Annotated in this window: 25 protein-coding genes and 1 other RNA gene; 7 read left to right on the top strand and 19 right to left on the bottom strand. The window is 61.8% G+C overall.

The genetic code is table 11. The features are described 5' to 3' along the window. Positions 1-5: 5 nt before the first annotated feature. From EDE09_RS17305 to rimP, 13 genes are all read right to left on the bottom strand, one after another. On the bottom strand, positions 6-1,688 hold the full coding sequence (locus tag EDE09_RS17305) for a hypothetical protein (RefSeq protein WP_112796267.1): 1,683 nt from the start codon (positions 1,686-1,688) through the stop codon (positions 6-8). A 237-nt stretch (positions 1,689-1,925) separates the two neighbouring features. Beyond that, complete coding sequence (locus EDE09_RS17300) at positions 1,926-2,954, bottom strand: hypothetical protein (RefSeq protein ID WP_112796269.1); 1,029 nt, start codon at positions 2,952-2,954, stop codon at positions 1,926-1,928. A gap of 61 nt (positions 2,955-3,015) precedes the next feature. Continuing rightward, the gene (locus EDE09_RS17295) at positions 3,016-3,900 is read right to left on the bottom strand and encodes a DUF817 domain-containing protein (RefSeq protein WP_112796271.1); all 885 of its coding nucleotides are present in this window, start codon (positions 3,898-3,900) and stop codon (positions 3,016-3,018) included. After that, the gene (locus EDE09_RS17290; protein ID WP_105373617.1) at positions 3,900-4,523 is read right to left on the bottom strand and encodes a ribonuclease D; all 624 of its coding nucleotides are present in this window, start codon (positions 4,521-4,523) and stop codon (positions 3,900-3,902) included. The genes EDE09_RS17295 and EDE09_RS17290 overlap by 1 nt, the downstream gene beginning before the upstream one ends. 388 nt (positions 4,524-4,911) lie before the next feature. Then, the gene (locus tag EDE09_RS17285) at positions 4,912-5,901 is read right to left on the bottom strand and encodes an Ldh family oxidoreductase (RefSeq protein ID WP_112796273.1); all 990 of its coding nucleotides are present in this window, start codon (positions 5,899-5,901) and stop codon (positions 4,912-4,914) included. 54 nt (positions 5,902-5,955) lie between these two features. Then, on the bottom strand, positions 5,956-6,963 hold the full coding sequence (locus EDE09_RS17280) for a TonB family protein (RefSeq protein ID WP_112796275.1): 1,008 nt from the start codon (positions 6,961-6,963) through the stop codon (positions 5,956-5,958). Further along, positions 6,960-7,481 (bottom strand): TonB system transport protein ExbD, encoded by a 522-nt coding sequence (gene exbD / locus EDE09_RS17275; protein ID WP_105373620.1) that lies wholly within the window; start codon positions 7,479-7,481, stop codon positions 6,960-6,962. Before exbD ends, EDE09_RS17280 begins: the two co-directional genes overlap by 4 nt. Before the next feature lie 6 nt (positions 7,482-7,487). Then, positions 7,488-8,579, bottom strand: a complete 1,092-nt coding sequence (gene exbB / locus EDE09_RS17270) for a tonB-system energizer ExbB (protein ID WP_112796278.1) — start codon at positions 8,577-8,579, stop codon at positions 7,488-7,490. Between the two features lie 310 nt (positions 8,580-8,889). Then, on the bottom strand, positions 8,890-9,651 hold the full coding sequence (gene kduD, locus EDE09_RS17265) for a 2-dehydro-3-deoxy-D-gluconate 5-dehydrogenase KduD (RefSeq protein WP_112796281.1): 762 nt from the start codon (positions 9,649-9,651) through the stop codon (positions 8,890-8,892). 380 nt (positions 9,652-10,031) lie between these two features. After that, complete coding sequence (gene infB / locus EDE09_RS17260) at positions 10,032-12,752, bottom strand: translation initiation factor IF-2 (RefSeq protein ID WP_112796283.1); 2,721 nt, start codon at positions 12,750-12,752, stop codon at positions 10,032-10,034. Between the two features lie 101 nt (positions 12,753-12,853). After that, entirely contained in the window at positions 12,854-13,543 is a 690-nt protein-coding gene (locus EDE09_RS17255; RefSeq protein WP_112796285.1) for an RNA-binding protein, read from the bottom strand. Continuing rightward, on the bottom strand, positions 13,540-15,147 hold the full coding sequence (nusA, locus tag EDE09_RS17250; RefSeq protein ID WP_105373624.1) for a transcription termination factor NusA: 1,608 nt from the start codon (positions 15,145-15,147) through the stop codon (positions 13,540-13,542). Before nusA ends, EDE09_RS17255 begins: the two co-directional genes overlap by 4 nt. Positions 15,148-15,209: 62 nt before the next feature. Next, complete coding sequence (gene rimP, locus EDE09_RS17245) at positions 15,210-15,797, bottom strand: ribosome maturation factor RimP (protein ID WP_112796469.1); 588 nt, start codon at positions 15,795-15,797, stop codon at positions 15,210-15,212. Between the two features lie 244 nt (positions 15,798-16,041). On the opposite strand from rimP, the gene EDE09_RS17240 reads away from it, so the two are divergent. Both EDE09_RS17240 and EDE09_RS17235 read left to right on the top strand, forming a co-directional pair. Beyond that, positions 16,042-17,673: an MFS transporter gene (locus EDE09_RS17240; protein WP_112796287.1), complete on the top strand. Its 1,632-nt coding sequence runs from the start codon at positions 16,042-16,044 to the stop codon at positions 17,671-17,673. 10 nt (positions 17,674-17,683) lie between these two features. Next, positions 17,684-18,139, top strand: coding sequence for a GNAT family N-acetyltransferase (locus EDE09_RS17235; RefSeq protein WP_112796288.1), 456 nt, complete (start codon positions 17,684-17,686; stop codon positions 18,137-18,139). Here the strand turns inward: EDE09_RS17235 and EDE09_RS17230 are convergent. Continuing rightward, complete coding sequence (locus tag EDE09_RS17230) at positions 18,136-19,392, bottom strand: lytic murein transglycosylase (RefSeq protein ID WP_245505183.1); 1,257 nt, start codon at positions 19,390-19,392, stop codon at positions 18,136-18,138. The two genes, EDE09_RS17235 and EDE09_RS17230, sit on opposite strands and share 4 nt — an antisense overlap. A gap of 17 nt (positions 19,393-19,409) precedes the next feature. After that, entirely contained in the window at positions 19,410-20,015 is a 606-nt protein-coding gene (gene recR / locus EDE09_RS17225; protein ID WP_105373628.1) for a recombination mediator RecR, read from the bottom strand. Positions 20,016-20,069: 54 nt separating this feature from the next. On the opposite strand from recR, the gene EDE09_RS17220 reads away from it, so the two are divergent. Then, positions 20,070-20,681, top strand: a complete 612-nt coding sequence (locus EDE09_RS17220; RefSeq protein WP_112796292.1) for an MOSC domain-containing protein — start codon at positions 20,070-20,072, stop codon at positions 20,679-20,681. Here the strand turns inward: EDE09_RS17220 and EDE09_RS17215 are convergent. From EDE09_RS17215 to ffs, 4 genes are all read right to left on the bottom strand, one after another. After that, entirely contained in the window at positions 20,678-21,289 is a 612-nt protein-coding gene (locus tag EDE09_RS17215; protein WP_105373630.1) for a LysE family translocator, read from the bottom strand. The two genes, EDE09_RS17220 and EDE09_RS17215, sit on opposite strands and share 4 nt — an antisense overlap. 29 nt (positions 21,290-21,318) lie before the next feature. Further along, complete coding sequence (locus EDE09_RS17210; RefSeq protein ID WP_105373631.1) at positions 21,319-21,642, bottom strand: YbaB/EbfC family nucleoid-associated protein; 324 nt, start codon at positions 21,640-21,642, stop codon at positions 21,319-21,321. An 18-nt stretch (positions 21,643-21,660) separates the two neighbouring features. Continuing rightward, entirely contained in the window at positions 21,661-23,532 is a 1,872-nt protein-coding gene (locus EDE09_RS17205; RefSeq protein ID WP_112796294.1) for a DNA polymerase III subunit gamma/tau, read from the bottom strand. A gap of 81 nt (positions 23,533-23,613) precedes the next feature. After that, positions 23,614-23,710: signal recognition particle sRNA small type (gene ffs, locus EDE09_RS17200), an RNA gene on the bottom strand. Positions 23,711-23,798: 88 nt separating this feature from the next. Here ffs and EDE09_RS17195 point away from each other — a divergent pair. From EDE09_RS17195 to EDE09_RS17180, 4 genes are all read left to right on the top strand, one after another. Continuing rightward, positions 23,799-24,206 carry an HIT family protein gene (locus EDE09_RS17195; RefSeq protein WP_112796297.1) on the top strand — a complete coding sequence of 136 codons (408 nt, stop codon included), beginning with the start codon at positions 23,799-23,801 and terminating at the stop codon, positions 24,204-24,206. Next, the gene (gene nudC / locus EDE09_RS17190) at positions 24,203-25,180 is read left to right on the top strand and encodes an NAD(+) diphosphatase (protein ID WP_112796299.1); all 978 of its coding nucleotides are present in this window, start codon (positions 24,203-24,205) and stop codon (positions 25,178-25,180) included. Before EDE09_RS17195 ends, nudC begins: the two co-directional genes overlap by 4 nt. A gap of 73 nt (positions 25,181-25,253) precedes the next feature. Further along, on the top strand, positions 25,254-25,949 hold the full coding sequence (locus EDE09_RS17185; RefSeq protein WP_112796301.1) for a YafY family protein: 696 nt from the start codon (positions 25,254-25,256) through the stop codon (positions 25,947-25,949). Between the two features lie 69 nt (positions 25,950-26,018). Beyond that, positions 26,019-26,390: a VOC family protein gene (locus tag EDE09_RS17180; RefSeq protein WP_112796303.1), complete on the top strand. Its 372-nt coding sequence runs from the start codon at positions 26,019-26,021 to the stop codon at positions 26,388-26,390. The last annotated feature ends 3 nt before the right edge of the window (positions 26,391-26,393 follow it).

Raw genomic sequence — 26,393 nt, 5'->3', positions numbered from 1 at the left:
GAGGATCAGGCCCAACCGGCCATACGCCAGTAAAAGTCGTTCGCTCGCCCTTCGTCCTCGGCATCGTCCCCGGGAGGACTGTCTTCAGCGTCTTCGCCGGAATCTTCCGTCGCATGATCTTCCTCGAAAGCCTGTTCGCCCGGCGAATGCTGCTGCTCGGCATCCTCGTCCGTTGCCGATACGGCTCGGGTCTTTCGCTCTTCGGGATCCCGCTCGCGTTCCTCCGGCGGATAAGGGACGTAGGGAAGCGGCACGCCGTCACGGAAAACCTGTGGCTGTACCAATGGAAGTGACATTTGGTCGGCGATATCTGCCGCCGTATCGGCAGCTTGAGTGCTGGCGTTCGAAGCTGCGGCTGCCGGCCTGCCGGCAGGAGCAGCGTCTTCCCGGACATCGGAAGTCCGGTTTGTCCGTCCGGCCAGGAACCCGCTGGCCGTCTCGTCCGCCTCGGCTGCAGACTGTCCTGGGATTTCGCTGTCGAGCAGCTCCTCCAATGCCTGTTGTTCGGGAGAAGGTTCGGCAGCAAGCGGTAGAAGCTCCAGGAGATCGGTATTGCCTTCAGCAAAGACCTCGGCAAGCCACCCTGTCACGACTGCGGTTGATGTCCTGTCGCTACGAGGCGTATCCGCGGGCACTGGCTGCCTCGGATCTCTTTGGGAAAGTCGGGCAAGCGCCGGGCCGTCATAGAAGACAGGCGCGGATCCCCGCCTGTCCGCCAGGGTTTCGGGCCGCGCGCTTGATTGAGGGCTTTCGGGTCGCCGGCTGCCACTCGACACTGCGGCTTCTTCTTCCGGAAAGGGTGTCGCAAGATCAGGCGTATCGCCTTCGGCGGGCTCCAGCGGGATTTCCTGTTCAATCCCGGTGTCCGTATGGATGGCGAGGCTATCGCCGTCCGCAGGGGGCTGCCGGAGTTCCTCTGTCTCGGAAGCAAGCGCAGCCAGTCCCTCATGGACTTCGGCCGCATCGGCGTCGGGCTCCCCTGCGATCTGCGCGGGTCCCTCCGGCCTGTCCGCCTCCGAACTTTGTAAAATGTCCGCCTCTGCAACCTCGGCAGCGCCTAGGGTGCCGTTTGCGTCATCCTGCGCTGTCCGTGGTTCCTCCGCTGCCGTTGATGTGGATGCTGGAGGTTCGGCAGGCACCTGTGCCGAAGCTGTTTGTTGCGGGAGCAGGCCTGGCGGCTGTTCGACACCGGCGTTCTGCCGATAGGAACTCACCACCGCCCTGGCAGCGAGGTCGCGGTCGAGCAGCTGCGCAGCCTCCATCCGCATGGCGAAACGCGCTGCGTCCGGTCCGGCAGGATTGTTGAGAATTTCCGCCAGCAAGCGAAGCGTGACGCCTTTGACGAGCTGATTAAGGATACGTTCCAGGGCCGCTCTCTCGGCGGGATTCATGGCCCTGACGGCTTCGGAAAGGCGTTGCGCATAATCGAGAAGAGCTTCCCCTTCGCGGCGGGGCAGCTTGATCAATTTGCCGATGGTTTCGGCGAAGACGGAAAAGCCCTGAGCGAGCTGAAGTTGAGCCGAGAGCGACAGGATGTCCAGGCGGCCACCGGACAAAGGTGCCGAGACGGGCGGATCGATATTTGGGGAACTGTTGGCAACGTCGATCCGCTGGCGCTGCAACGGCTGTTGCGATGGCGCGTGATAGTCGACGGATGAGCTTAACGCGGCACGAACCGGAGGCAGCATCGTCCCCTCCATGTCTGATTGCGACGACAGGGCAGCTCGGCGAAGCGGTTCTCGTGTTTTCGCAACGTAGCGGCGCTGCGACCGTAACGCCTCATGGCGTTTCCAATGCCGATATATGGAAGACAGTTTGGAGCTAAAGGGTTAACGTTTTGCTAACGACTCGACGATTTCATTCATGCGTGCTGAATGAAATGACCCTAACTGATGCAATTGAGGGGAATACGGATTAGTTGAAGGTCACGCAGCCAACTTCTTTTTCAACAGTTCGTAAATGCCGATATCGTCGATATGGATGGACAGGATGTCGGCGGAGGTCTCGAGGGTCTTCTCGCTGATAGCCTCGAGGGACGCATCGGCCGCAATTTCACTCGCGGGAGCCTCGTCCTTCAGAGCTTCGGTGGTGGAGGTGCTCTCCGCGTCGGCGGAATTTTCCCCTGCATCTTCCACATCGGAATTTGCGATCTGCTCCGCCGCGGCGGCAAAAACGGCGAGCAGGGTGGTGTCGTCCGTTCCCGTAGCAGGCTGGGAGCCATCGCTATCGAGCTCTTCGGCAGTCTTGTCGTTCTTCTCTTCGATGAGGTCCTGGACCTTCTGAACGTCCTCGAGCTTCTTGCCGGCCTCTGCTGCCTCGATGTATTCCGCTCGTTCTGCCCGGGTTTCCTGGTCCTCCACCCGCGTGGGATCGTAACCCTGGGGGCCGAGCTTCAGCTCTTCAAGCGTCTTCGGGTCCGCCACATCCTCAAGACGCTGAACAACCCTCTCGACCTCTGTGCCCAGTTTGCCGCCATTGGCCTTTCGTGTCAGGCCTTCCACCAATCGCGCGTTGGCGTCCCCATAGGGATTCTTGATCGCGGCGAGCAGAGTATCCATGGTGATACCCAGGTCGTCGAGACCCAGGTAGTCCGCAAGCTCGCTGACCTCGTCCGGCATCATGGATTTGAGCGCGTCTTCCAGCGCCTTGCCGAGCCGGTAGGAGGAGCGCGCCTCCTCGGTGTCGATACCGAGCTTAGCAGCCAGGCGGTCGACAAGTTCGATCTTCAGTTCGTTCGGATCTGTCCGACTGGCGCCGAAAAGGGCGGAAGCTATCTTTTCATTAGCGCGCTTGGCGTCTTCGCTGGCGCTGATGCGCGCCTCGGCGATCGGGTCCCGCTCCTTGCCCGTGCGCTCCGCTTCCTCTTTCCTACGCTGCTCCTCGACGCTTTCGAGCATCGACTGCATCACGTTGGTCGCGGCAAGCCCATAGGTCTGCTGGGTGGGAAGCAACATTGGCCGGTCTCGTTGGAAGATACACCGTTGGTAAAAATAGCTGCCGAGGGTTAACGAGAAGCTACCGATCCGGTGTTTGTTCCAGCTCTGCTGGTGGCCGCGGCTTCACGACAAGGGTTACCAGAACGAAGCTGACGAAGAGAAGCAGATACCAGGATCCGAGCTTTCCGAACGAGACCACATGCCAGGCCTTCTGCGTCGGGTAGATCCATGTGCCGGTGATCGTTCCGATATTTTCCGCCAACCACAGGAAGATCGATGAGAAGAACGCGGCAGCGACCAGCGGCATATGGAGTGTCGTCCGGTCGGTCGTGAAGTGGATGTTCACCCGTCGGAAGACGATCACCGTCATTGCGAAAAGCACGTACCGAATGTCGGGCAGATAGTGATGGCTGAAGAAGTTGATGTAGATCGCAAGTGCGAGCAGATATGTCTGCCACATGGGCGGGTAGCGCGTGAACCGCATGTCGAATACGCGGATCGTCCTGGCCATGAACGAGCCTACCGAAGCGTACATGAAGCCGGAGAACAGCGGCACGCCGGCGATCTGGATGATCGACGGTTCCGGATAGGCCCACGATCCCATCTGCACCTTGAATATTTCCATGACGGTGCCGGTGAGGTGATAGACCAGGATGACCTTGGCCTCATCCAGGCTTTCCATCTTGAGGCGCAGGAAGAGAACCTGGATTACCAGGGCCGAAAGAAAGAGGAAGTCGTAACGATGAAGCGGCCATTCGGGCTGCCACGCGAGCTTCGTCAACAGGATCAGGCCAAGCATGATCGCGGCGAAGAGGCACGCCCATGCCTGTTTCAGCCCGAACAGTATGAATTCCGAAAGCCACCACGGAAGAGGGGCCAACGCCCGGCGGATGGCCAGCCGCAGCGGCTCGAGATAAGGACCGGTCTCGTGCTGCGGCCGGCGTTCTGGAACGTGCTGCTCCATCAGCTATGCGCGAAGATATCCGTTTCTTCCCAGCCCAGCAGATCCAGCTTGGCCCGCGTCGGCAGGAATTCGAAGCAGGCTTTGGCCAGTTCACTTCGGTTGTCGCGGATGAGCCGCTCGTTCAGCTTGTCGCGCAGTGCGTGCAGATGCAGCACGTCGGATGCGGCATATTCGAGTTGAGCCACGGACAATATCTCAGCGGCCCAGTCGGATTGCTGCTGCGCCTTGGAAACGTCGATATCGAGCAGTTCCTTGAGATTGTCCTTCAAGCCATGCCGGTCGGTATAGGTGCGCGTCAGCCTGGAGGCGATCTTGGTGCAGAAGACGGGTGTTGTCGTGACGCCGAACGTCTGGAAGAGAACGGCGATATCGAACCGGCCGTAGTGGAAGATCTTCTGGCGAACCGGATCTGCGAGCAGGGCGACGAGGTGGGGCGCCTCCGTCTGGCCGGCCGCTATGCGGATCACGTCTGCCGAACCGTCCCCGGGAGAGAGTTGTACGACGCAGAGGCGGTCGCGGCGGGGTACGAGGCCCAGCGTTTCCGTGTCGATAGCGATTGATCCCGTATAACGGGCCGCGTCTGCCGGGGAAATATCTCCCTCGTGATATCGAATTTCCGCCATTGCTGCCTCCGTACGCCTTTCCGTTTCGTCGATTCGCTATACATCATGTTTTCGAGAGCGGCGCTACGATGTCTAGAGGCTTGGAATGCAGTGGTTTCTTTCAGGGTTCATGAGCGACCATCTGGAACAAGAGCAAATGCTCAGCTCTGCGCTATGCGCATTGCTGCATTGCAACAAGATGACTTGGCGCGCTTAAACGATTAGCCTATATCTTTGGTCATCGAGCGACGCACTCCTCCTCCCAGTGTCGCTTGGTACGGATCGACAACATCCTCCTCCTCCCAGTTGTCGATCAAGTTTAAAGCCTGGCGCACCTCCTCCCGCGCCAGGCTTTTTCATTTTCAGCCTCCCGCTTCCTTCGATCTCTTCCGGCTTGCCGTTTTCGCGCCTAAAGTAGCGACGTGATCGAGGCGAGGACTTCATCATCGATATGAAGGCCGTGTTCAATCGCCTCGCGGCGGGCGTTCTGGCCCCGACGGCCTGGCAGGCGAACGCCCTCTTCCGAGACCATTTCTCTCGCCAGTTCAGCGATCCTTTCTCCGGCCGATGCGCTTCCGGCGGCCGGGTCGATGACAACAAGCATCTGGCCGACAGAAGGCGGTGAGCCCTTCTCTTCCATGAACGAGCTCGCCTCGAAGGAAAAGCTCGATCCGGTCAGCCCGGCAGCCAGGATTTCCACCATCAGTGCCAACGCTGCTCCCTTGGCGCCTCCGGACGGTGCGATGAAGCCTTTTAATGCTTCAGTCGGGTCCGTGGTGGGAATGCCCTTGGCGTCAAAAGCCCAGCCTTCGGGAATGGCCTCGCCTTTCTGCCGCGCAGCCATGATCTTGCCTGCCGCAACGGTGGAAAGCGCCAGATCGATGACCAGCGGATCGTCATTTGCGACGGGCGTCGCGAATGCGATCGGATTGGTGCCGAAGAGCCGCTTCTTTCCGCCCCAGGCGGCCATGGAAGCGGGGGCATTGGCAAACATCAGCGCTGTGAGGCCTTGCAGGGCAAAACGTTCCACCGTCAGCGCCATCACGCCGGCATGATGCGAGCGATGGATGAGGCCAAGGGCAATCCCTTGCTCTCTGGCTATCTCCGGGAGCCGCTCCACGGCGAGGTCGAAGGCCGGATAGGCATAACCGAGCGCGGCATCGACGGTGAGCACTGCTGGCCGGGGACGGGAAGCGACATATCGTGCCCCGCCGTCCACCTTGCCGCTGCGGACCTGACCGATATAGGCGGGTACGCGGCGCAGCCCGTGCCCATATTGCCCTGCCGCTTCCGCCTGCACCAGCGCATGCGCGACGGATCGCGCGGTTTCGGGCAGAACGCCATTGGTTTCGAAGGCGGTTTGAACCAGCGTTTGGGCGTCTTTGAGAGGCATATGCATTTATGGAATATCCGGGATCAGATCAGCGAAGGATATTCCGCATATAGCCGATCGTTATTCGCAGGTCAGCGGCTGATCGAGATAACTTGCCACTCCGGTCGGCGGAGCAGGGATCGGAGAAGCGCGCCGCACGGCCGAAACGATGTAATTGTCGATCGCCGCGTCGCCAGATGACCGCAATACCGAGACATTGGTGACAGCTCCGCCGCCATCGAAATTGAAACGCACGGTGGTGCTGCCCGTGCTGTTGCCCGGGCACTTGCGTGCATTTCTGGCGATCTTGGCCTGCACGCGCGATTTCCACTTCGCCGGAGAAACTGACGGCGCTATGGAGCCGGTAGAGGTTTGGCTCGCGGCCGTCCGGTCGGACTCCTTGGCCTGAATCTTTGCCTCGGCCATCTCCTGACGCGCCTGCTGTTGCTGCCGCTTCGGCTTCTCAACCTTCTTGACTGGCTCTTTCTTCGGCTCAGGCTTCTTTGCCTCCTCCGGTTTTTCGGCCGGAGGCGGTTCGGGCCGCATCATTGGCAAAGGCACTTCGACATTTTCCAGCGCCGCGGTCATCTGCTGCTCGATGGGGTCGATCTCCTCGACCGGCTCCGGGATCGGCTCGGGAATGGTTTCGGTAACCTCGGGCGTAGGCTGTGGCTCCGGCAGAGGTTCCTCGATCACAGGTTCGGGGGGCGCGGGTTCAACCGGCTCCGCAATCTCCTGCGGCGGAGGCTCGACCGGTTCCGGAGCCTGTTCCACGGTTGGTTCCGGCGTTGGCTCGGGCTCGGGCTGAGGTTCCTCGACCGGCTCCACCTGCTCGCTCTCGACTATCTCTTGATCCCGAGTATCCGGCGAAATCTGTTCTTCTTCGGTTTTGACGGCTTCCGGCTCTGGCGCCAGCTCGATCATGATCGCAGCAGGCGGCGCGTTGTCGGCCGCCGCATCCGGCTCTTCCTTGAGCAGATAGGCTGCGCTGCCGACATGCACGGTGAGCATGATCAGCCCGGCGAGAGCCCAGAGCGCCAGCTCGCCGACGCGTCCGCCAGGACCTGTCTGCGAGACGACGAGGCTCATGGATTGCCTCCCGCTGCGGGAGCGGTGGGCTGCGCCTGTGGAACTGCGACCGGCGCTTGCCCGTCGCCGGTCGGAGAAGCCGCCGGAGCTTGTGGCGCCGGCAGGGTTTCGAGACCGACCAGCGCGATCTTAAGATAGCCGGCATCGCGAAGCAGGTTCATGACCTCCATGAATTGGCCGTAGTCGACCGCCTTGTCGGCGCGCAGAAAGATGCGCGTGTCCTTGTTGCCTTCCGTCATCCGGTCGAGTGATGCAGCAAGCTGCTCGCGTGCCACCGCATCGTTGCCGATGTTGAGGCTAAGGTCTTCCTTGACCGTCAGATAAAGCGGTTCGTCCGGGCGCTCGGCAGGCTTGGCTGTGGAGGCCGGGAGATCGACGTTGACGTCGACCGTCGCGAGCGGGGCGGCCACCATGAAGATGATCAGCAGAACCAGCATGACGTCGATAAACGGCGTCACGTTGATCTCGTGATTTTCGGAAAGCTCGTCGCCGTGATGTTCGCGGATGCCGCCGGCCATGATCGATCAGCCTCCAGCCACCAGCGACACGGGAACCTTGCGGCCTCCCGGAGGGATTTTTCGAAAGTCGAGATCGCGGCTGACCAGCCGTTCGACGCCGGCCGCCGCATCCGCCAGAAGCTGACGGTAACCCGTGATGGACCGGGCGAAGACGTTATAGATGACCACGGCCGGAATGGCGGCGACGAGGCCGATCGCGGTCGCGAGCAGGGCCTCGGCAATGCCCGGTGCGACGACCGCGAGATTGGTCGTGTTCGACTGGGAAATGCCGATGAAGGAGTTCATGATGCCCCAGACGGTGCCGAAGAGGCCGACGAACGGCGCAGTGGAGCCGATCGTCGCGAGTACGCCCGTACCGCGCGACATGCGGCGGCCCGCATAGGCTTCGATGCGCGACAGTGCCGATCCCACGCGTTCCTTCACGCCCTCGCCATGGACGTGGTCCAGCGCGGCTTCGGAAAGCTCCATCTCCTCGGCTGCCGCACGCAGCATGAGGGCGGCCGGGCCGCCACGGCTCCCGGCTGCGTTGACCGCCTCAGAAAGCGTGCGGGATGAGCGGATGGTCTTCAGCGTCCTGGCTGCACGGGCACGCGCTCCGGCAAGCTCCAGCGTCTTGGCGAGCCACACGGTCCAGGTCACCAGCGAGGCGAAGGCAAGGCCGAGCATCACACCTTTGACCACCCAGTCAGCTGCCATGAACATGCCCCAGGGAGAAAGGTCATGAGGCAGGTCCGGGCGGCGTTCGGGCTCCAGGAGCTGGGTGAGCATATCGACCGGCTGTTGTGAAGCAGGTGCGGCGGGCGCAGTCCCGGCGGAGGTGGGTGCCTGACTAGCAGGCGAGGCGGGCACGCCGGCCTCGGAAGCCGGCATGGCGGGAACTGGAGGGGTCTGGCTTGCGGCTGCCGGATCCGCGGGCGCCTGGGGGACCGGCGGCGCTGTCGTGGTTGCCTGCGAAGGTGCCGGCTGCGCCTGGGGCTCAGGGGCAGGAGTTTGCGCCATGCCGGTCGAAGCTGCCAGCACCAGCATCGCCAGCGTTAGGGGAAGCCGGCTCCTGTTCGGCTGGCGCGTGTGAAAAGCGAGCTTCAGGGTAACAGGCATGGCAGGCGGTACTCCGGACTGTTCGACAACGCGATCGGCGGAGGGCGAATCGGCGTCGCCACAAATGGCACACCGGAAGCGGGCGACCACCGCCGCCTGACTTCGCGATTATGCTGCTATCCGATAATAAACATGACTAGAAATGGCAACTAATAAATCTTGAGAAAATCGATCAAATTCATCTGAGGCACAATTGCCGTCAGCGACCGATGAGACAGCAATCGCTGTGGGCCGCTGTCCCATCGGGGTAGGTGGCGTTAAGTGGGAGATTATTGGTCCGCCGGTTGCTCCCGGCGGCCGCGCGGATGCCTTAACGTGCCAGCCAGCCGCCATCGACCGGCAGAACCACGCCATGGACGTAGTCCGCAGCCGGCGACGCCAGAAAAACGGCCGCACCGCCAAGTTCTTCGGGCTGGCCCCAGTGGCCTGCTGGGATGCGGCCGAGGATGGCCGAATTGCGATCGGGATCGTTGCGAAGCGCTTCGGTATTGTTGGTGGAGAAATAACCAGGCGCGATCGCATTCACGTTGATGCCCTTGCCAGCCCATTCGCAGGCGAGCAGGCGCGTCAGCCCGGCCAGGCCGCTCTTGGAGGCCGTATAGGAGGGAATACGAATGCCGCCCTGAAATGAGAGTAGCGAAGCGATATTGATGATCTTGCCGCTCTTGCCTTCACGGATCAGGCGACGCGCGAAAGCCTGGGAGAGGAAGAAGACGGTTTTGAGATTCACATCCATCACCGCATCCCAGTCGGCCTCGCTGAAATCGATTGCGTCGGCCCGTCGGATGATACCGGCATTGTTGATGAGAATATCGGCGCGGCCGGTCCAGGCAATCGTCTGGTCGATCACGTCCTGAACCGGTTCGATCGTCGAAAGGTCCGCCTTGATGGTGCAGCTTTTTCCGCCACCGGCAGCGGCGATGGCCGCTTCAGTCTCCGACATCGAGGACCGCCCCACCAGCGCCACGTCCGCTCCTGCGCCAGCAAGCGCTACGGCTATCGCCTGTCCGAGCCCCGTATTGGCGCCGGTGACGATTGCCGTCTTGCCGCTCAGATCGAATGAAACAGCCATGTTGTCCTCCTCAAAGGCCAGAAAATGCAGATACGGCCTGCTTACCGTTACGAGCGCTCCGATAGAAGCTGAAAATTTTTGCCACAGCATCAGCCGGTGCCGTCAAGGGCTCGAACTGGCATCTCTGAAAGGATTGATCCAGCGGCGGCGTATCAGGCCCCGTAAACAGCCTGTATCGATCTGTAGTCTCATCATAGGGAGAGGTCGCTGCGGCAGAAGACTCGGTGGTGGGCCTGCCTTCGTCTGCTCTCTATAAGTCAGGCCGGCAGCTCGGCCCTGCGCGCCCAGTTCCTCATGCGGTACCGAATCCTCAAAATACCAGAAGCCGCCCGTGAAGATCACGGACGGCTCCTGAAGTTGCTGAGGCTCGTAGCCAAGTGTCACAGGGTGCGCGTGACGTGCTCGACGCGGAAGCACTCGATGACGTCGCCGGCGCGAATGTCTTCGTAGTTTTCGAAGGCCATACCGCACTCCTGACCGACCGGCACTTCCGACACTTCGTCCTTGAAGCGCTTGAGGGTCTTGAGCTTGCCTTCGTGAATGACCACGTTGTCGCGCACGAGGCGGACGCCCGCACCGCGCTCGACCTTGCCTTCGGTGACGCGGCAACCAGCGACCTTGCCGACCTTGGTGATGTTGAACACCTCCAGTATTTCGGCATTGCCGAGGAAGGTCTCGCGACGCTCCGGAGACAGCAGGCCCGACATCGCTGCCTTCACGTCATCCACCAGATCATAGATGATGTTGTAGTAGCGGATTTCGATGCCCGAACGCTCGGCGAAGGCGCGCGCCTGTGCGTTGGCACGGACGTTGAAGCCGATGATCGCCGCATTGGATGCCTCGGCAAGCGAGATATCCGACTCGGTGATCCCGCCTGCACCCGAGTGAACGACACGGGCGCGGACTTCGTCCGTGCCGAGCTTGTCGAGCGCACCAATGATCGCTTCGATAGAGCCCTGCACGTCGCCCTTGATGACCAGCGGGAATTCCTTCAGGCCAGAGGCCTGCAGCTGCGTCATCATCTGCTCGAGCGATCCGCGCGAGCCGGACTGGCGTGCCGCGGCCTTGTCGCGGGCGAGACGCTGGCGGTATTCCGAAATCTCGCGGGCGCGGCCTTCGTTCTCCACGACGGCGAACTTGTCGCCTGCCGCCGGCGTGCCGGAAAGACCAAGCACTTCGACAGGCATGGCAGGACCGGCTTCCTTGACGTGTTCGCCCTTGTCGGTGACGAGCGCCCGGACACGACCCCACTGGTCGCCGGCCACGATGATCTGGCCGGGTCTCAGAGTACCCTTCTGGACGAGGACCGTTGCGACGGAGCCGCGGCCGCGGTCGAGCTGGGCTTCGATCACCGTACCTTCGGCCGTCCGGTTCGGATTGGCCTTCAGATCGAGAATTTCGGCCTGCAGCAGGATCGCCTCAAGCAGCTTGTCGAGGTTGGTGTGGTTCTTCGCCGAAACTTCGACATCGAGCACCTCACCACCCATGGATTCCACGAAAACCTCGTGCTGCAGAAGCTGCGTGCGCACCTTCTGCGGATCGGCCGTTGGCTTGTCCACCTTGTTGATCGCCACGATGATCGGAACGCCTGCCGCCTTGGCATGGTTGATCGATTCGATCGTCTGCGGCATCACGCTGTCGTCGGCAGCAACCACGAGGATTGCGATGTCGGTCGCCTGCGCACCACGGGCACGCATTGCTGTAAAGGCGGCGTGGCCGGGGGTGTCGATGAACGTGATCTTCTGGCCGTTCTGTTCGACTTGGTAAGCGCCGATATGCTGGGTGATCCCGCCGGCCTCTCCTGCCACCACGTTCGCGTGACGGATGGCGTCGAGCAGCGAGGTCTTGCCATGGTCAACGTGACCCATGATGGTGACCACCGGTGGGCGCGAAACCATTTCGCCTTCGTCGTCTGCAACGTTGAAGATGCCTTCCTCGACGTCCGATTCCGAAACGCGTTTGACGGTGTGGCCGAATTCGCCGGCGATGAGTTCGGCAAGGTCGGCGTCGATGACGTCGCCCGGCTTCATCATCTGGCCTTCCTTCATCAGGTACTTGATGACGTCCACGGCGCGTTCGGACATGCGCTGCGACAGCTCCTGAATGGTGATGGTCTCAGGCAGAATGACTTCGCGCACGACTTTTTCGCGCGGTTCCTGCATCTGGCTGCGGCGGAATTTCTCCTGCCGGCGCCGCATGGCTGCCATCGAACGACCGCGAGCACCGCCCTCGTCGTCCTCGCTGACGGTAGTTACCGTCAACTTGCCGCGGCGGCGGTCTTCCTCGCCCTTCGGTCGGGCAGGAACTTTGGCTGGTGCGGGCGCTGCAACGCGGCCGCGGCCAGGAGTGCCCCGAGCCGGAGCCCGTTCCTCTTCTTCGTCCTCGCCGGCCCTGCGGCCGCGACCGACGACGGGCTGACCTGCAGGTGGTGCCGCCGGAGATGGGCGGGGAGCCGATGGACGCGTCTCCTGCGGGCGACCCGCCGGAGTGGCGGCACGTTCTGCCGGCCTTTCGGCAACCGCAGGGGCGGGAGCCGCAGCTGCGGCGGGCTCTTCCTTAGCGGGTTCGGCCGCGGCTTCCGCTGCGCGGCGAGCGGCCTCGGCGGCCTCCTCGACCCTACGGCGTTCATCTTCGAGCCGGCGGCGCTCGTCTTCTTCGGCGCGACGCTTGGCTTCCACGACTTCGCGGGCTTGGGCCTCAACCAGCGCTCTGCGGCGGGCTTCCATTTCACCTGCCGAGAGGTCGTGCAGCACCTGTGGACGCTGCGGCTGACGCGGCGGCGGTGCCGAAGGGCGTTGCCCTTGCTGGGGAAGCGGACGCTGGCCACCCTGAGGGGCGGGTTGATGGATCCGTGGCTGAGGATTGACGGGCTGCGGCGCGGGCTGTGCCGCTTCGACAGGTTTCGGCGTCGGAGCTGCGGGCGCAAATACCGGCTTCTCATCGAGCGGCCGGGTCGGCCGGCGTTTCACCGTCTCGACCACGACGGCTTTTGTGCGACCGCGACCCATGTCTTGGCGCACGGTACCCTGGCTTACGCCCGTTGGCTTCAGTGTAAGGGTTTTCTTAACGCCGAGTGTCTTGTCGTCTTTGTTATCGGTCATTCCGTTCCTGTTCCTTCGGACAGGAACAGATGAAAGCCATCAGAACCTGTCGTTCAATTCATGTATTTCGATTATGCGTCCGGCTGAAGCCGGTGACCGCGTCATTGCTTCGGCATGTCGGCGACATCCTTTTTTTGGGACAGGCCGCCTGTGCGGTACTGTTCAAGTAGGTTTGCGCGCTTCACTACACCCTCACCCGCCTGCCCTGCAAGCGCGCAAGCATGGATAAAAGCATTCTGGCCCATCACTTCGTCCAATTCAGCTCCGGTAAAGAGCGAAAAGGATGGAATATCTTCCTCGGCATTGGTCCCGAGCTTCCAGGCCTTGCGGGCCTGATCTATCTTTCTCACCCCATCGGCAGCAGCGTCCGCCGCATGAAAGACGGCAAGCGCGGCACCCGCACGGACGGCGGCATCCACCTTCATGGCGCCGGAAACGAACTGACCCGCTTTGCGGGCCATGTTCATCATGCCGACAAGATCGGCTGCGAGCAGCCTGTCCACCAGTGCACCCAGATCGGCATCGGCTTTCGCCTCGGTCTTCAGCGCCCGGGCGAAAAGCTTTTTCTGAACCGCCCGGTCAACCAGAGCCCGGTCAGCCTTGACCCAGCAGCCGCGCCCCGGAAGCTGACGCTTCAGGTCGGGCACGACGCGCCCGTCCGGGCCGGCAACGAAGCGGATCAGCGTCTCCGGCGAACCGCTTTCGCGCGTCACGATGCAGGTGCGGTCATTCACGACAATCTCGCTCCGCCCGTCATCGTCGCTGTCCGGCTCGCCTGCGAGCGGAATCATTCCTGTTCGGCGGTATCCGCCTCCTCGACCTGCTCCTCCTGCTGCTGCGCAAGATCCTCTTCGGTAATCCAGCCAGCCAGCAGACGCGCCTGGACGATCATGTTTTCAGCTTCCACCCGCGAAACGTCGAACTTTGAGAAAAGGCCCTCGAACTTCTTCGTTTCGCCGTCCTTGCGTTCGCTCCAGCCGACCAGATCGTCGGCTGCACAACCGGCAAAATCCTCGATCGTCTTGATGCCGTCCTCGCCGAGGGCGACCATCATCTGCGCCGTCAGGCCGTCGATCTGGCGCAACTCGTCGGAGACGCCGAGTTCCTTGCGCTTGGCATCGTTCTCCGCCTCGACGCGATCCAGATATTCCCGGGCGCGGGTCTGGATTTCAGTCGCCGTGTCTTCGTCGAAACCTTCGATGGAGGCAATTTCGTCGAGCTCGACATAAGCCAGTTCCTCGACCTGCGCGAAGCCTTCGGACGCCAGCACCTGGCCGATCATTTCGTCCACGTCGAGCGCTTCCATGAAAAGGTTGGAGCGTTCGTTGAATTCCTTCTGGCGGCGTTCGGACTCTTCCTGCTCGGTCATGATGTCGATGTCCCAGCCGGTAAGCTGCGACGCGAGGCGGACGTTCTGGCCGCGGCGGCCGATGGCGAGCGACAACTGCTCGTCCGGAACCACGACTTCGATGCGCTCGGCATCCTCGTCGAGAACCACCTTGGCGACTTCGGCCGGCTGCAGCGCGTTGACGATGAACGACGCCGGATCCTGGCTCCAGGGAATGATGTCGATCTTCTCGCCCTGCAATTCGCCGACGACGGCCTGGACGCGCGAACCGCGCATACCGACGCAGGCGCCGACCGGATCGATCGACGAGTCGTTCGAGATGACGGCGATCTTGGCGCGAGAACCGGGGTCGCGGGCGACCGACTTGATCTGGATGATGCCGTCGTAGATTTCCGGCACTTCCATGGTGAAGAGCTTCACCATGAACTGCGGATGGGTGCGCGACAGGAAGATCTGCGGGCCGCGCTGCTCGCGGCGCACGTCGTAGACATAGGCGCGGACGCGATCGCCGTAGCGCATGTTCTCTCGCGGGATCATTTCGTCGCGGCGGATAATGCCCTCGCCACGGCCGAGGTCGACGATGACGTTGCCGTATTCGACGCGCTTGACGGTGCCGTTGACGATTTCGCCGACACGGTCCTTGAATTCGTCGAACTGCCGATCGCGCTCGGCTTCGCGAACCTTCTGGACGATAACCTGCTTTGCCGACTGCGCGGCGATGCGGCCGAAATCCATCGGCGGCAGCGGGTCGGCAATGAAGTCGCCGATCTTGGCATCTGGATTGCGGTCGCGGGCCAGTGCCAGCGGGATCTGCGTGCCGTAATCTTCAGCGGCCTCGACCACCTCCAAGAGGCGCTGCAGACGGATTTCGCCGGTCTTGGAGTTGATGTCGGCGCGGATATTTGTTTCCGAGCCGTAACGGGAGCGGGCAGCCTTCTGGATGGCGTCGGCCATCGCGGCCAGCACGATTTCGCGGTCGATGACCTTTTCGCGCGCCACTGCATCCGCGATCTGCAGAAGTTCAAGCCGGTTCGCACTCACTGCCATTGTCGTTGGTCTCCGTAGGTCGAAAGGTATGGCCTCTCCTCGAGGCCCCTTAATCTTTTCTGTTATTCGTCGTCTTCGTCGTTCTGGTTCGCTGCCTGAGTTTTGGCAAGCTTGTCTGCCTTAAGGGCGTCGCGGATCAGATCGTCGGTCAGAATGAGCTTTGCCTCAGCCAGTGCCGAAAACGGGATTATCACCCGCGGTTCCTCGCCATAGGCGACCTGGTCCCGCTCGAGGGTGAACCCTTCCGTGTCCGCTTCCGTGATCCTGCCGCGGAACCGCTTGCGGTTGTCGATCATGATCGACGTTTCGCATTTGACCAGATGGCCCTTCCAATGGGTGAAATCCGATTTCCGGACCATCGGGCGGTCGATGCCCGGCGAGGACACTTCGAGATGATACGCTTTATCGATCGGATCTTCCACATCTAGGACCGGCGAAATCGCCATGGACACGGCCTCGCAGCCCTCGACATCCATGGTCCCGTCATTGCGCTCGGCCATGATCTGCAGCGTCAGGCCGTTCTGGTTCAGCAGGCGAACGCGAACCAGCCGGAAATCCATGGAAATCAGCACGGGCTCGATGATTTCGGCGATCCTGAGGTCGAGCCCGGTCTCGATGATGAGCCGCGGCTCGTGTTCGGTTTGCGGCATAAGCTCTCCGGCATCATTGCCGAATCCGGCCTGGCCGGGATTCGGGTTGAACCGACCGCCTAACAAAAAAGAGCGGGTCCGGTCGGGCCCACTCTTCATCGGACGATCAAGAATATGGCCTGCATATACGCCCTCATGCCCTGGATTGCAAGAGTCGCCTGTTTCTTTGCCCCTGGCTGCTGGAATTTGAATATGCCCCGTCTATAACGGTTGCGTGACGACGCAGTAAAAACGAGGACGGAAATTGCCTGACCGGATATCGACCTTGGCACCCTTCAGGCACGAGACCTTCAGGACCATCTGGATAGCAAGCCTGGCCTCCAATTTCGGAGGGCTGATCCAGGCCGTCGGCGCCGCCTGGATGATGACCTCGATTTCCCATTCGCAGGATATGGTCGCATTGGTTCAGGCCTCGACGGCCTTGCCGATCATGCTTTTCTCCCTGATCGCGGGTGCTCTCGCCGATAACTTCAATCGGCGCAACCTGATGCTGACGGCGCAGATCTTCATGCTCGTGGTTTCGGTCATACTCACGCTCTGTGCCTATTTCGACCTGCTGACGCCCTGGCTGCTCCTGGCGTTTACCTTCCTGCTCGGCTGCGGAGTAGCGCTCAATAACCCTTCCTGGCAGGCATCGGTCGGCGACATGGTCCCCCGCGAGGTGCTGCCTGCGGCCGTGACGATCAATAGCGTGGGCTTCAACATCACCCGCAGCCTTGGCCCGGCCATTGGCGGCGCGATCGTTGCAGCGGCAGGCGCCGCCGCCGCCTTCGCCGTCAATGCATGCAGCTATTTCGCGCTGATCTACGCGCTCTTTCGTTGGAAGCCCCCTGTCCGCGACAATGCCCTGCCGCGGGAAACGTTGCTGCGTGCGCTTTCGGCGGGGCTCGGTTATGTGGCGATGTCGCCGAACATCCTCAACGTCCTGTTCCGGGGACTGGTCTTCGGCCTTTCGGCGAGCGCCATTCTCGCCCTTCTGCCGATTGTGGCGCGCGATCTGGTGGCGGGAGGCCCGCTCACCTACGGCGTCATGCTGGGTGCTTTCGGGGTCGGGGCGATCGCTGGGGCGATGGGCAACTCGAGGCTGCGCGAGAAACTGTCGAGCGAGTCGATCGTACGCCTCTCCTTTCTGGGGTTTGCCGCAAGCGCCGCCATTCTCGCGCTCAGCACCAATACCTGGCTCAGCACTGCGGTGCTTCTTGTTCCCGGTGCTTGTTGGGTCATGGCGCTCTCGTTGTTCAACACGACGGTGCAGCTCTCGACGCCGCGCTGGGTCGTCGGCAGGGCGCTCTCCTTCTACCAGACGGCCGCCTTTGGCGGCATCGCCGGGGGCAGTTGGCTATGGGGCATCCTCTCGGAAGGCTTTGACGTATCGGTTGCTTTATCATTGTCGAGCCTCGCGATGCTGCTCGGTGCGGCGATCGGCATGCGAGCGCCCCTGCCGCAGCTCAGCGACCTCAATCTCGATCCGCTCAACCGGTTCAACGAGCCTCTATTGAGGCTCGACCTGCAGCCTCGCAGCGGCCCGATCGTGTCGCTGATCGATTACATCATCGCTGACGAGGATGTGCCGGAATTCCTTGCCCTGATGTCACGCAGGCGGCGGATCCGCATTCGCGACGGCGCCCGGCAATGGGCCCTGATGCGCGACCTCGAGCATCCGGAGATCTGGACCGAGACCTACCATACGGCGACCTGGGCCGATTACGTGCGGCACAACCAGCGGCGCACGCAGGCGGATGCCGAGGTTTGGGACGCGATCCGCGCGCTCCATCACGAAAAAGAAGGCCCGCGCGTCCATCGCCTGATCGAACGGCAGACGATTCCGCCGGACGACGACGTATTTCACAAGTCACCCCCCGACCTGCATCATTAACCGGCCCACCATGTTCCTTTTCAGAAAAGCCCGCCATTTTGATCTTCCCGCTATCGTCGCGTTGCTGGCAGACGACCCGCTCGGGCAATCGCGGGAGATCCTCTCTCACCCGACCGATCCGCGCTATGAGCGTGCCTTTGCGGCGATCGATGCCGATGAGAACCAGCTTCTGGCGGTCGCGGTGGATTCAGCGGATCAGGTGATCGGCTGCCTGCAGCTCTCCTTCATTCCGGGCCTGTCCCGCACCGGCATGTGGCGCGGCCAGATTGAAAGCGTGCGCATCTCGGTCGGGGAGCGAGGCAGCGGGCTCGGCTCGCAATTCATCGAGTGGGCGGTGGAAATGGCTCGGGAACGCGGCTGCAAGCTGGTGCAACTCACCTCGGACAAGGCGCGGCCGGATGCCATCCGCTTCTACGAAAAACTTGGCTTTGTCGCCAGCCACGAAGGCCTGAAACGAAACCTCTAGCGGATTTTGCCTTTGAGCGACGGGTGCGGGTAGCAGGTGGGGGCGAGGCCGTTCTTCACCTGCCAGTCGCCGAGCGAACGGCGGGTCTTGTAACCGGGCAGACCGTCCACATTGCCGACGTCATAGCCTTTGGCGACCAGCGCCTTCTGCATGGCGAGCACGTCCGAACGCAACATCTTGCCTATGTCGTCCCATTGTGCCGCGAAGGGGCCGGCCCCCGAGGCGATCCGGTCGGCAAGATTGCCGATGAATAGCGCATAGAGATCGGAGTTGTTGTACTCCTTCAGCACGTAGAAATTCGGGGTCACGATAAATTCCGGTCCGTGCCGACCGGCCGGTACGAGCATCATGCCGGAGGCTTTCAGATCAGCGGCGGGGAAGTCTTTCCCCGAAATGCGGGTAATTCCCGTTGCGGCCCATTGCGAAATGGGCTTGGCGAGATCCGGGCCTTCCTGGGCGCACGAGACTCGTTCGGGGATGGTCACCTCGAAACCCCAGTCACGGCCTCGGCTCCATCCTTCCTTCTGGAGATAGTGGGCGATCGAGGCGAGGGAATCCGGCACGGAATTCCAGATGTCCGGATGGCCGTCCCTGTCGAAATCGACGGCGTATTTCAGATAGCTGGAAGGCATGAACTGCGGCTGACCGAGTGCGCCGGCCCACGAGCCCTTCATGGTCGCGGCATCGACATCGCCCCGTTCGATCATCTTCAGCGCGGCGATCAGTTCGTCGCGGAACATCTCCTTGCGGGTGGACATGAAGGCTTTGGTTGCAAGAACCTGAACGGCGGAATAGGGCAGTTTCGCCCTTCCGAAGCCGGATTCGCGGCCCCAGATGGCGACGACGATCTCTCCGGGAACGCCATAGGTCGCTTCGATCTTCTTCAGCACCGCCGCATGAGTGGAGGCGAGGCCTCGGCCTGTGGCGGCCAGTCCCTGCAATCGTTTCTCCGAGAAATAGGCGCCAGGCGAGGAAAACTCCGCCTGAGTTTGGTCCTGGTGCTTCGGCGGAGTTGTACCGGGAGGCACGAGGTCAGGCAGATCCCAGTTGAGCGTGACGCCCTGAAACGCTGCCCTCAGCGTCTTTTCGGAGATACCGGCTTTTTTGGCTGCCGGTCCCAGATCGCCGACAATCCATCCCTGGAACTGTTTTTCAACATCGGGGCGGTTCTGGGCGAGTGCGGGGACGGAGAGGAGGGCCACGATCATGGCGAAAACCAATGCGATCGCTCGCTCGACGGTACGCTTGCTCATCATCATCCTCTTCAACGCTATATCACCGTCCTCGCCCTCAAGGCCGCCGTCAGCGTTCCCTCGTCGAGATAGTCGAGTTCGCCACCGACCGGCACGCCATGAGCAAGCCGGGTGATCTTCACCTCGATGCCGGAAAGCTGGTCGGTGATATAATGCGCCGTCGTCTGGCCTTCGACCGTCGCGTTGACCGCGATGATGATTTCGCGAATCGTACCCTCGTTCACCCGGTCGATCAGCCCGCGGATATTGAGGTCGTCAGGCCCGATGCCGTCGAGCGGCGAGAGCGTGCCGCCGAGCACGTGATAGGCGGCATTCATTGCGCCCGCCCGCTCCAGCGCCCAGAGGTCGGAAACATCCTCCACGACGATCAGCAGGGATTGGTCGCGGCTGACATCGGTGCAGACGGTGCAGGGGTCGACCGTGTCCACATTGCCGCAGCGCGAGCAGATCTTCACCTTGTCATATGCTTCACCCATGGCGTGGGAAAGCGGCCCGAGGATTTGCTCTTTCTTCTTGATGAGGTGCAGCGCCGCCCGTCGTGCCGAGCGCGGCCCCAGCCCCGGAACCTTTGCCAGAAGCTGGATGAGTTTTTCGATTTCGGGACCAGTGACTCGCTTTGCCATATTTTCCCTTTAGCCCATATGCTTCCGAAACGGAATCGCGGAAGGGATGCCTGCATGAAACTTCTCGCCATCTGTCTCGGCCACCCCGAAAAGCTGCCCGGTAAGAGCTTTAAGACCGGCATCTACAAGGCCGCCGTCAACTCTGCCGTCATGATCGACAGGCTCGGCCTGGTCGGCGATGCCGTTTGCAACACCAGACATCACGGTGGCGAGGATCAGGCGGTGCTGCTCGAAGGTTCGCTGACCCTGGACTGGTGGGCTCAAGAGCTCGGCCGCGATCTTCTGCCGGGCACGTTTGGCGAGAACCTGATCATCGACGGCCTCGATAACCGGGACGTTGCCGCCGGCGACCGCTTTCATGTGGGCGAGGTCGTGCTTGAGGCAAGTTGCGCCCGCTCGCCCTGTAACACGCTTGCGGTGAAGATGGGCGACCCGACATTCGTGAAGGCCTATACCAGAGCCGGCCGCCCAGGCATCTATTGCCGTGTGATCGTACCCGGCATGGTTTCGCGAGGCGATCCCGTCCGCCACGAACGTTATGCCGGCGAGCGCGTCACCATCCCGGAAATGCTAGCGGCCGTCGGCAGAAGCCTCTCGGACGCGGAACGAGCTCGTTTCCTCTCAGCTCCCATAGGCCACCGGTGGAGGCCGACCTTCGAGGCTTAGCGCGTGGCGATTGCTGCGGCCGCACCCGCCATCGTCCCGGCCGAAATGCGGTTGGCGATCTTCACGGCGCGCGGACTTTTCAGGAATTGCCGGGCCTTGGCGGCAAGCAGAACCCATGCAAGATCGACAACGACCAGCACGACAAACATCGCGGCAATCAGCTCCAGCCAACCGGCAAGCGTCACGCCTCCAAGGTCTATGATCGAGGGCAGCAGCGCCACATAGAACATCATGATCTTCGGATTGCCGAGCGTGAGCGTCAGCCCGGTCAGAAACATCTTCAGCGCCGATCGGCTTTCCGGCAGTTCCTTGTCGGAACCGGCAGGCTCTGCGACCCACATCTTCCAGGCGAGATAGAGCAGGTAGATGACCCCGAGCCACTTGATCGCGACGAAGACGAGGTGAAAACTCTCGGCAATGGCGGCGAGGCCTGCGACTGCAAAGGAAAGCCATACCGCTTCACCGATCCACATGGCGGTCAGGAAAGGCAGCACGTCGCGGTAGCCTTTGGAAAGTACGCGGGCGACAAGCGCAGCGATGCTCGGCCCGGGCGAACCGGCGGCAACGAAAAGCGCTGCTGCAAAAACCAGAAGCGATGTAAGCGTCATCGGAACCTCCCAATTCCCTTCTAGACGGATCAGAACGGCATCTTGAAGCCGGGCGGGATCGGCAGGCCGGCAGTCAGTTCCTTCGTTTTTTCGGCAGCGATCGCCTCGGCGCGCTCCTTTGCGGTCTTGTGGGCCGCGACGATCAGGTCTTCCAGGATTTCGACCTCTTCTTCCTTGAAGAGCGATGGATCGATCTTCAAGCCGAGCATTTCGCCCTTGCCGTTCAGCCGGACGGTCACCAGGCCGCCGCCGGATGTGCCTTCGACGTCCAGCGCGGCGATATCCGCCTGCATCTGTTCCATCTTGGCCTGCATTTCCTTGACTTTGCCCATCATGCCCATGATGTCGCGCATGTCGAAAATCCTCTTCTTTTACAATTCGATGTCATCGCCGGGCAGGATGTCGCCCTCTTCGGATTCCGCGGCTGCCGGTGCAGCAATTTCTGCCGCCTCGTCTTCTTCTTCCTCCGCCCGGATACGGACGTCGATGATCCTGGCTCCCGGGAATTGCGCAAGAATGGCCGCCACGTCCGGATCGGCTCGGGCATCGGTCTTGCGCTGCTCCTTGGCCTGTTCTTCTGCTTGAGCCAGCGTCGGGGCGCCGCGCTCATTGGAGAGTGTCACCCACCAGGTGATCCCGGTCCATTCCCGGAGCTTCGACGTAAGGTCGTTGACGATGGATTTGGGCGCATCGGGTTCAAGGTTGATTTCGAGCCGCCCCGGCTCGAGCTTGACCAGATGGACGGACTGCCGGATGCGGGCGCGCAATACGGGTTCGCGATTTTTGGCGCAGAGGTCGCCGATGTCTTCCAGCGACCGCACGTGAACCTTGGGCTCCGGCTGGGGTTCGGCCGCCGCTTGGAGTGCGGGGTGCTCCAGTGGTTCCTGTGCGGTTTCCGGTGAAGGAACGGCACGCAGCATTGCTGTCGGTCCTCCAGCAGGGACGCGGGGCGTCGACATCTCGGTGCCGCGTGCATTGACCGGAGGCTGGGACGGCGAGGCCGCCCGTCCCCCGCCGTTCGGTGAGGGTGCGGAGCGCTGGCCGTCGCCGCCGGACAGATCTGAGAGCCTTCGCGCGGCATCTTCCGGTGAGGGCAGATGAGCCGCATGGGTCAGACGGATCAGGACCATTTCGGCGGCACCTGATGGCCGCGAAGAATTCTCTGCCTCCGGAATGCCTTTGAGCAGCATCTGCCAGATGCGCGACAGCGTGCTTACGGCAACGCTCTCGGCGAATTCCCGGCCGCGCAGGCGTTCCACTTCGCTCAGCGACGGATCGTCGGCCGCATCGGGAATGTATTTGAAACGGGTGACGAGATGGGTGAAGTCGGCAAGATCGGTCAGCACCACCACCGGATTGGCGCCGGCCTCGTATTGCGCACCGAATTCTGAAAGCGCAGCCGTGACATCGCCCCGCACGATATGTTCGAACAGATCGACGATGCGGGCCCGGTCGGCGAGCCCGAGCATGCCCCGCACGGTGTCGGCGAGGACACTGCCGCCGCCATGCGCGATTGCCTGGTCGAGCAGCGACAGGCCGTCGCGCGCCGAACCTTCGGCGGCTCGCGCGATCATCGACAAGGCTTCCTGCTCCGCCGGAATGCCTTCCTTTTCGAGGATCGTTGTGAACAGGCCCACAAGATCGGCCGCACTGATGCGGCGCAGGTCGAATCGTTGGCAGCGGGAGAGGACGGTGATCGGAACCTTGCGGATCTCTGTCGTCGCGAAGATGAATTTCACATGCTCCGGCGGCTCTTCGAGCGTCTTCAGGAGGCCGTTGAAGGCCTGCGTCGAAAGCATGTGCACTTCGTCGATGATATAGACTTTGTAGCGCGCCGAGACGGGACGGTACCGCACCTGCTCGATGATCTCTCTTATATCGTCGATGCCGGTATGGGAGGCCGCGTCCATCTCGATGACGTCGACATGCCGGCCTTCCATGATCGCCTGGCAGTGATCGCCGGGGATGCGGAGGTCGATCGTCGGTTTATCGATCTCGGGCGTCTTGTAGTTCAGCGCACGGGCAAGGATGCGGGCTGTGGTCGTCTTGCCCACCCCGCGAACGCCGGTCAGCATATAGGCCTGGGCGATGCGGCCGGTCTCGAATGCATTGGTGAGGGTTCTCACCATTGGCTCTTGCCCGACCATCAGGTCGGAGAAATCCTTCGGACGGTATTTGCGGGCAAGCACCCGGTAGCCGCTACCAGTTGTAGTGCTGTTCGATGTCGGCCCGGTATCGCTCAATCGAGTCCTCACAATCCTGGCGGGCCGCGGCCGGCCACTTGACCGGACCGGATTTTGACCAAGATGCTGTTGAAAGCAAGGGTGGGAGGCTGGCACGGCGACCCGTGCCGGGCTCGTTAGGGCTGCTTCCTTCCGGACCTGACCCGGTTGGCGAGTGGCTCGTCCACCACCAACCTCCCGCCGCACATATCGTCAATAACGCTTCCAAATGCAAGCCAGACCTGTAAAAAACTGCTATCGAACAGAAAACACGACGGGAGGAAAGCTTGGGCGCATTCGAACTGGACGGACGAATCGAGAGGGATTCCGAGCTTGTGAAAAAGCTGGACCTCTGCCAGTTGCGTCTCCAGAACGACAGCCGCTGGCCCTGGCTGGTCATGGTGCCTGAGAGAAACGGAATGAGCGAGATCTTCGACCTCTCCCCCTCCGATCAGGCTCTCCTTTCCGCCGAGATCAATCGCGTGGCGGCGGCTTTCAAGCAGGTCACAGGGGCAACCAAGATCAATGTCGGCGCCCTCGGCAACATCGTGCGCCAGCTGCATGTCCACGTCATCGCCCGCTTCGAAGGCGATCCAAATTGGCCAGGCCCCATCTGGGGTTTTGGCCAGGCGACGCCCTACGAACAACCACAGAAGCAGAACCTCATCAAGAAACTGGTTGAAGCCCTTTCATGACCGCTACCCTTTTCGATACCGATGCACCCCACCCGGAGCCAAGCGAGCTCACGGCCTTTTCCGGCAACAAGCTCGACAGGCAGGCGGAATATCGTGCGGATGATTGCGTGGAAAAGGCGCTGGCCGTCGAGGGTACGCATATTCTCGCCTTCAGCGGCAGCCGGCTGATCCTCAAGCATGACGGCCAGATCCTCGATCCGCTGTTTTCGGCCTACGAGCTTGCGGAACTGAAGCCCGATTTCGATGCCGCGGTCCTGCTCGGCTACAAGGAAAACGGGGAGCCCCGGATTGCGGTGCCGGTCCTCATTCCAGCGGAAGAGCTGGCAAGTCATTACAAACCGACGGAGGCGCGGGCGCTTTTCCGCGATTCCCTTATTCAAGGTGAGCTGCTGGGGGAAGTCGCGCAGGCCGTCGCGCTTCTCAATTGGAATGCCGCCAATCTTTTCTGCGGCAAGTGCGGCTCGCCAACAGAGATGAAGATCGGCGGCTACAAGCGCGTCTGCACGAAATGCGAACACATGATGTTTCCGCGGACCGATCCGGTTGTCATCATGCTGACCATCGATGTGGAGCGGGATCGTTGCCTGCTGGGCCGCAGCCACCATTTTCAGGAAGGCATGTATTCCTGCCTGGCAGGCTTCGTCGAGCCTGGTGAGACGATCGAGAATGCCGTGCGCCGCGAGACCTTTGAAGAGGCGGGAATCGAGATCGGCCGTGTCCGCTACCATGCGTCGCAGCCCTGGCCTATGCCTCATTCGCTGATGATCGGATGTTATGCCGAAGCCAGATCGGTTGAGATCAAGATCGATACCCAGGAAATGCAGGACGTCCGCTGGTTTGGGCGGGCGGAAGCGGCTGTCATGCTGAATGCCGGTCCTGGCAGTCCCTATTTCGCGCCGGTCGAAGGCGCGATAGCCCATCGGCTGCTACGCGACTGGATCGAGTGGGGTGGCGAGCGGTCAGGCGCAGCCTGAGCAATCGATCCGGCGAATCGATTGCAGCGAGGAACGCCCTGAGCCTAAGCGGGGGCTGGAGGATTCAAATCTCATGACCGTCGCTCGCTCGGAGCGCCTGCTGGCCCTTCTCCAGACGCTCCGGCGCTACCGGCAACCTGTCAGCGGTGCCAAGCTCGCTGCCGAAACCGGCGTCAGCCTTCGCACCCTTTACCGGGATATCGCCAGCCTCCAGGCACAGGGTGCCTTCATCGAAGGTGAGGCGGGCGTCGGTTATGTGCTGCGGCCGGGTTTCATGCTGCCGCCGATGATGTTCACCGAAGAGGAGGTCGAGGCGCTGGTGCTCGGCTCACGCTGGGTCGCCAAGACGGCCGATACACGGCTTGCGGCCGGCGCCGTCGATGCGCTTGCCAAGATCGCTGCGGTCCTGCCGCCGGAGCTGAAGGAAGAACTCGACACCTCGCCGCTTCTCGTCGGCGCGCCGCGCCGGCAGGAGGACAAGGCCGATCTGACCCTCCTCCGCAGGGCGATCCGGGCCGAACATATCCTTGAACTCGCCTATGAAGACGAGAAGGGCGTGCTCACTCATCGCGCGGTCTGGCCCTTCGCTCTCGGATTTTTCGAGAATGTCAGGGTGATGATCGCGTGGTGCGAGCTGAGGCAGGGGTTTCGCCACTTCCGCACCGATCGCATTGCGTCAGCCAGTTCTACGGAAAGGCGTTACCCGCGCCGCAGGCAGGTGCTGCTGAAGGAGTGGCGGTTGGCGCAGGGAATTCCAAATCCTCAATGATCGCTACTGCCATTATCTGACAGTAGGGTGGGATACGTGTTCTGTCAGTCCCAACCAAGGAGCACGGACATGATCCACCCTGATTTCACCATCCTCTTCGTCGACAACCCGCTGAAAAGCGCGGATTTCTATCAATCGCTGTTCGGAACCGAGCCAGTGGAGCGGTCCGCCACATTCGCACTTTTCGTCCTTCCCGGCAGTCTTCGGTTCGGGCTCTGGTCGCGGCACACGGCCGAACCGGCCGTGACCTCCGGCGTTGGCGGCATGGAAGTCTGCTTCAAACGTGAGGATGCGGCCGAAGTGGATCGGATTTATGCGGATTGGACAGGCCGTGGTCTGCGTGTCCTTCAGACGCCGGTGCAGATGGACTTCGGCTACACCTTCGTCGTGACCGATCCGGACGGTCATCGCCTGCGCGTCTATTCCATGACGGGACAGTAACGA

This window comes from Neorhizobium sp. S3-V5DH, from assembly GCF_004343065.1.
Taxonomy (GTDB): domain Bacteria; phylum Pseudomonadota; class Alphaproteobacteria; order Rhizobiales; family Rhizobiaceae; genus Neorhizobium; species Neorhizobium huautlense.
The sequence above is the reverse complement of the archived record's forward strand: the minus strand, read 5'-3'. Positions and strand labels throughout refer to the sequence as shown.

Excerpts from the sequence above, each read along its gene's own strand:
- EDE09_RS17305 (WP_112796267.1), bottom strand. The coding sequence starts at position 1,688 with ATGCTGCCTCCGGTTCGTGCCGCGTTAAGCTCATCCGTCGACTATCAC.
- EDE09_RS17300 (WP_112796269.1), bottom strand. The coding sequence starts at position 2,954 with ATGTTGCTTCCCACCCAGCAGACCTATGGGCTTGCCGCGACCAACGTG.
- EDE09_RS17295 (WP_112796271.1), bottom strand. The coding sequence starts at position 3,900 with ATGGAGCAGCACGTTCCAGAACGCCGGCCGCAGCACGAGACCGGTCCT.
- EDE09_RS17290 (WP_105373617.1), bottom strand. The coding sequence starts at position 4,523 with ATGGCGGAAATTCGATATCACGAGGGAGATATTTCCCCGGCAGACGCG.
- EDE09_RS17285 (WP_112796273.1), bottom strand. The coding sequence starts at position 5,901 with ATGCATATGCCTCTCAAAGACGCCCAAACGCTGGTTCAAACCGCCTTC.
- EDE09_RS17280 (WP_112796275.1), bottom strand. The coding sequence starts at position 6,963 with ATGAGCCTCGTCGTCTCGCAGACAGGTCCTGGCGGACGCGTCGGCGAG.
- exbD (WP_105373620.1), bottom strand. The coding sequence starts at position 7,481 with ATGGCCGGCGGCATCCGCGAACATCACGGCGACGAGCTTTCCGAAAAT.
- exbB (WP_112796278.1), bottom strand. The coding sequence starts at position 8,579 with ATGCCTGTTACCCTGAAGCTCGCTTTTCACACGCGCCAGCCGAACAGG.
- kduD (WP_112796281.1), bottom strand. The coding sequence starts at position 9,651 with ATGGCTGTTTCATTCGATCTGAGCGGCAAGACGGCAATCGTCACCGGC.
- infB (WP_112796283.1), bottom strand. The coding sequence starts at position 12,752 with ATGACCGATAACAAAGACGACAAGACACTCGGCGTTAAGAAAACCCTT.
- EDE09_RS17255 (WP_112796285.1), bottom strand. The coding sequence starts at position 13,543 with ATGATTCCGCTCGCAGGCGAGCCGGACAGCGACGATGACGGGCGGAGC.
- nusA (WP_105373624.1), bottom strand. The coding sequence starts at position 15,147 with ATGGCAGTGAGTGCGAACCGGCTTGAACTTCTGCAGATCGCGGATGCA.
- rimP (WP_112796469.1), bottom strand. The coding sequence starts at position 15,797 with ATGCCGCAAACCGAACACGAGCCGCGGCTCATCATCGAGACCGGGCTC.
- EDE09_RS17235 (WP_112796288.1), top strand. The coding sequence starts at position 17,684 with ATGTTCCTTTTCAGAAAAGCCCGCCATTTTGATCTTCCCGCTATCGTC.
- EDE09_RS17230 (WP_245505183.1), bottom strand. The coding sequence starts at position 19,392 with ATGAGCAAGCGTACCGTCGAGCGAGCGATCGCATTGGTTTTCGCCATG.
- recR (WP_105373628.1), bottom strand. The coding sequence starts at position 20,015 with ATGGCAAAGCGAGTCACTGGTCCCGAAATCGAAAAACTCATCCAGCTT.
- EDE09_RS17220 (WP_112796292.1), top strand. The coding sequence starts at position 20,070 with ATGAAACTTCTCGCCATCTGTCTCGGCCACCCCGAAAAGCTGCCCGGT.
- EDE09_RS17215 (WP_105373630.1), bottom strand. The coding sequence starts at position 21,289 with ATGACGCTTACATCGCTTCTGGTTTTTGCAGCAGCGCTTTTCGTTGCC.
- EDE09_RS17210 (WP_105373631.1), bottom strand. The coding sequence starts at position 21,642 with ATGCGCGACATCATGGGCATGATGGGCAAAGTCAAGGAAATGCAGGCC.
- nudC (WP_112796299.1), top strand. The coding sequence starts at position 24,203 with ATGACCGCTACCCTTTTCGATACCGATGCACCCCACCCGGAGCCAAGC.
- EDE09_RS17185 (WP_112796301.1), top strand. The coding sequence starts at position 25,254 with ATGACCGTCGCTCGCTCGGAGCGCCTGCTGGCCCTTCTCCAGACGCTC.
- EDE09_RS17180 (WP_112796303.1), top strand. The coding sequence starts at position 26,019 with ATGATCCACCCTGATTTCACCATCCTCTTCGTCGACAACCCGCTGAAA.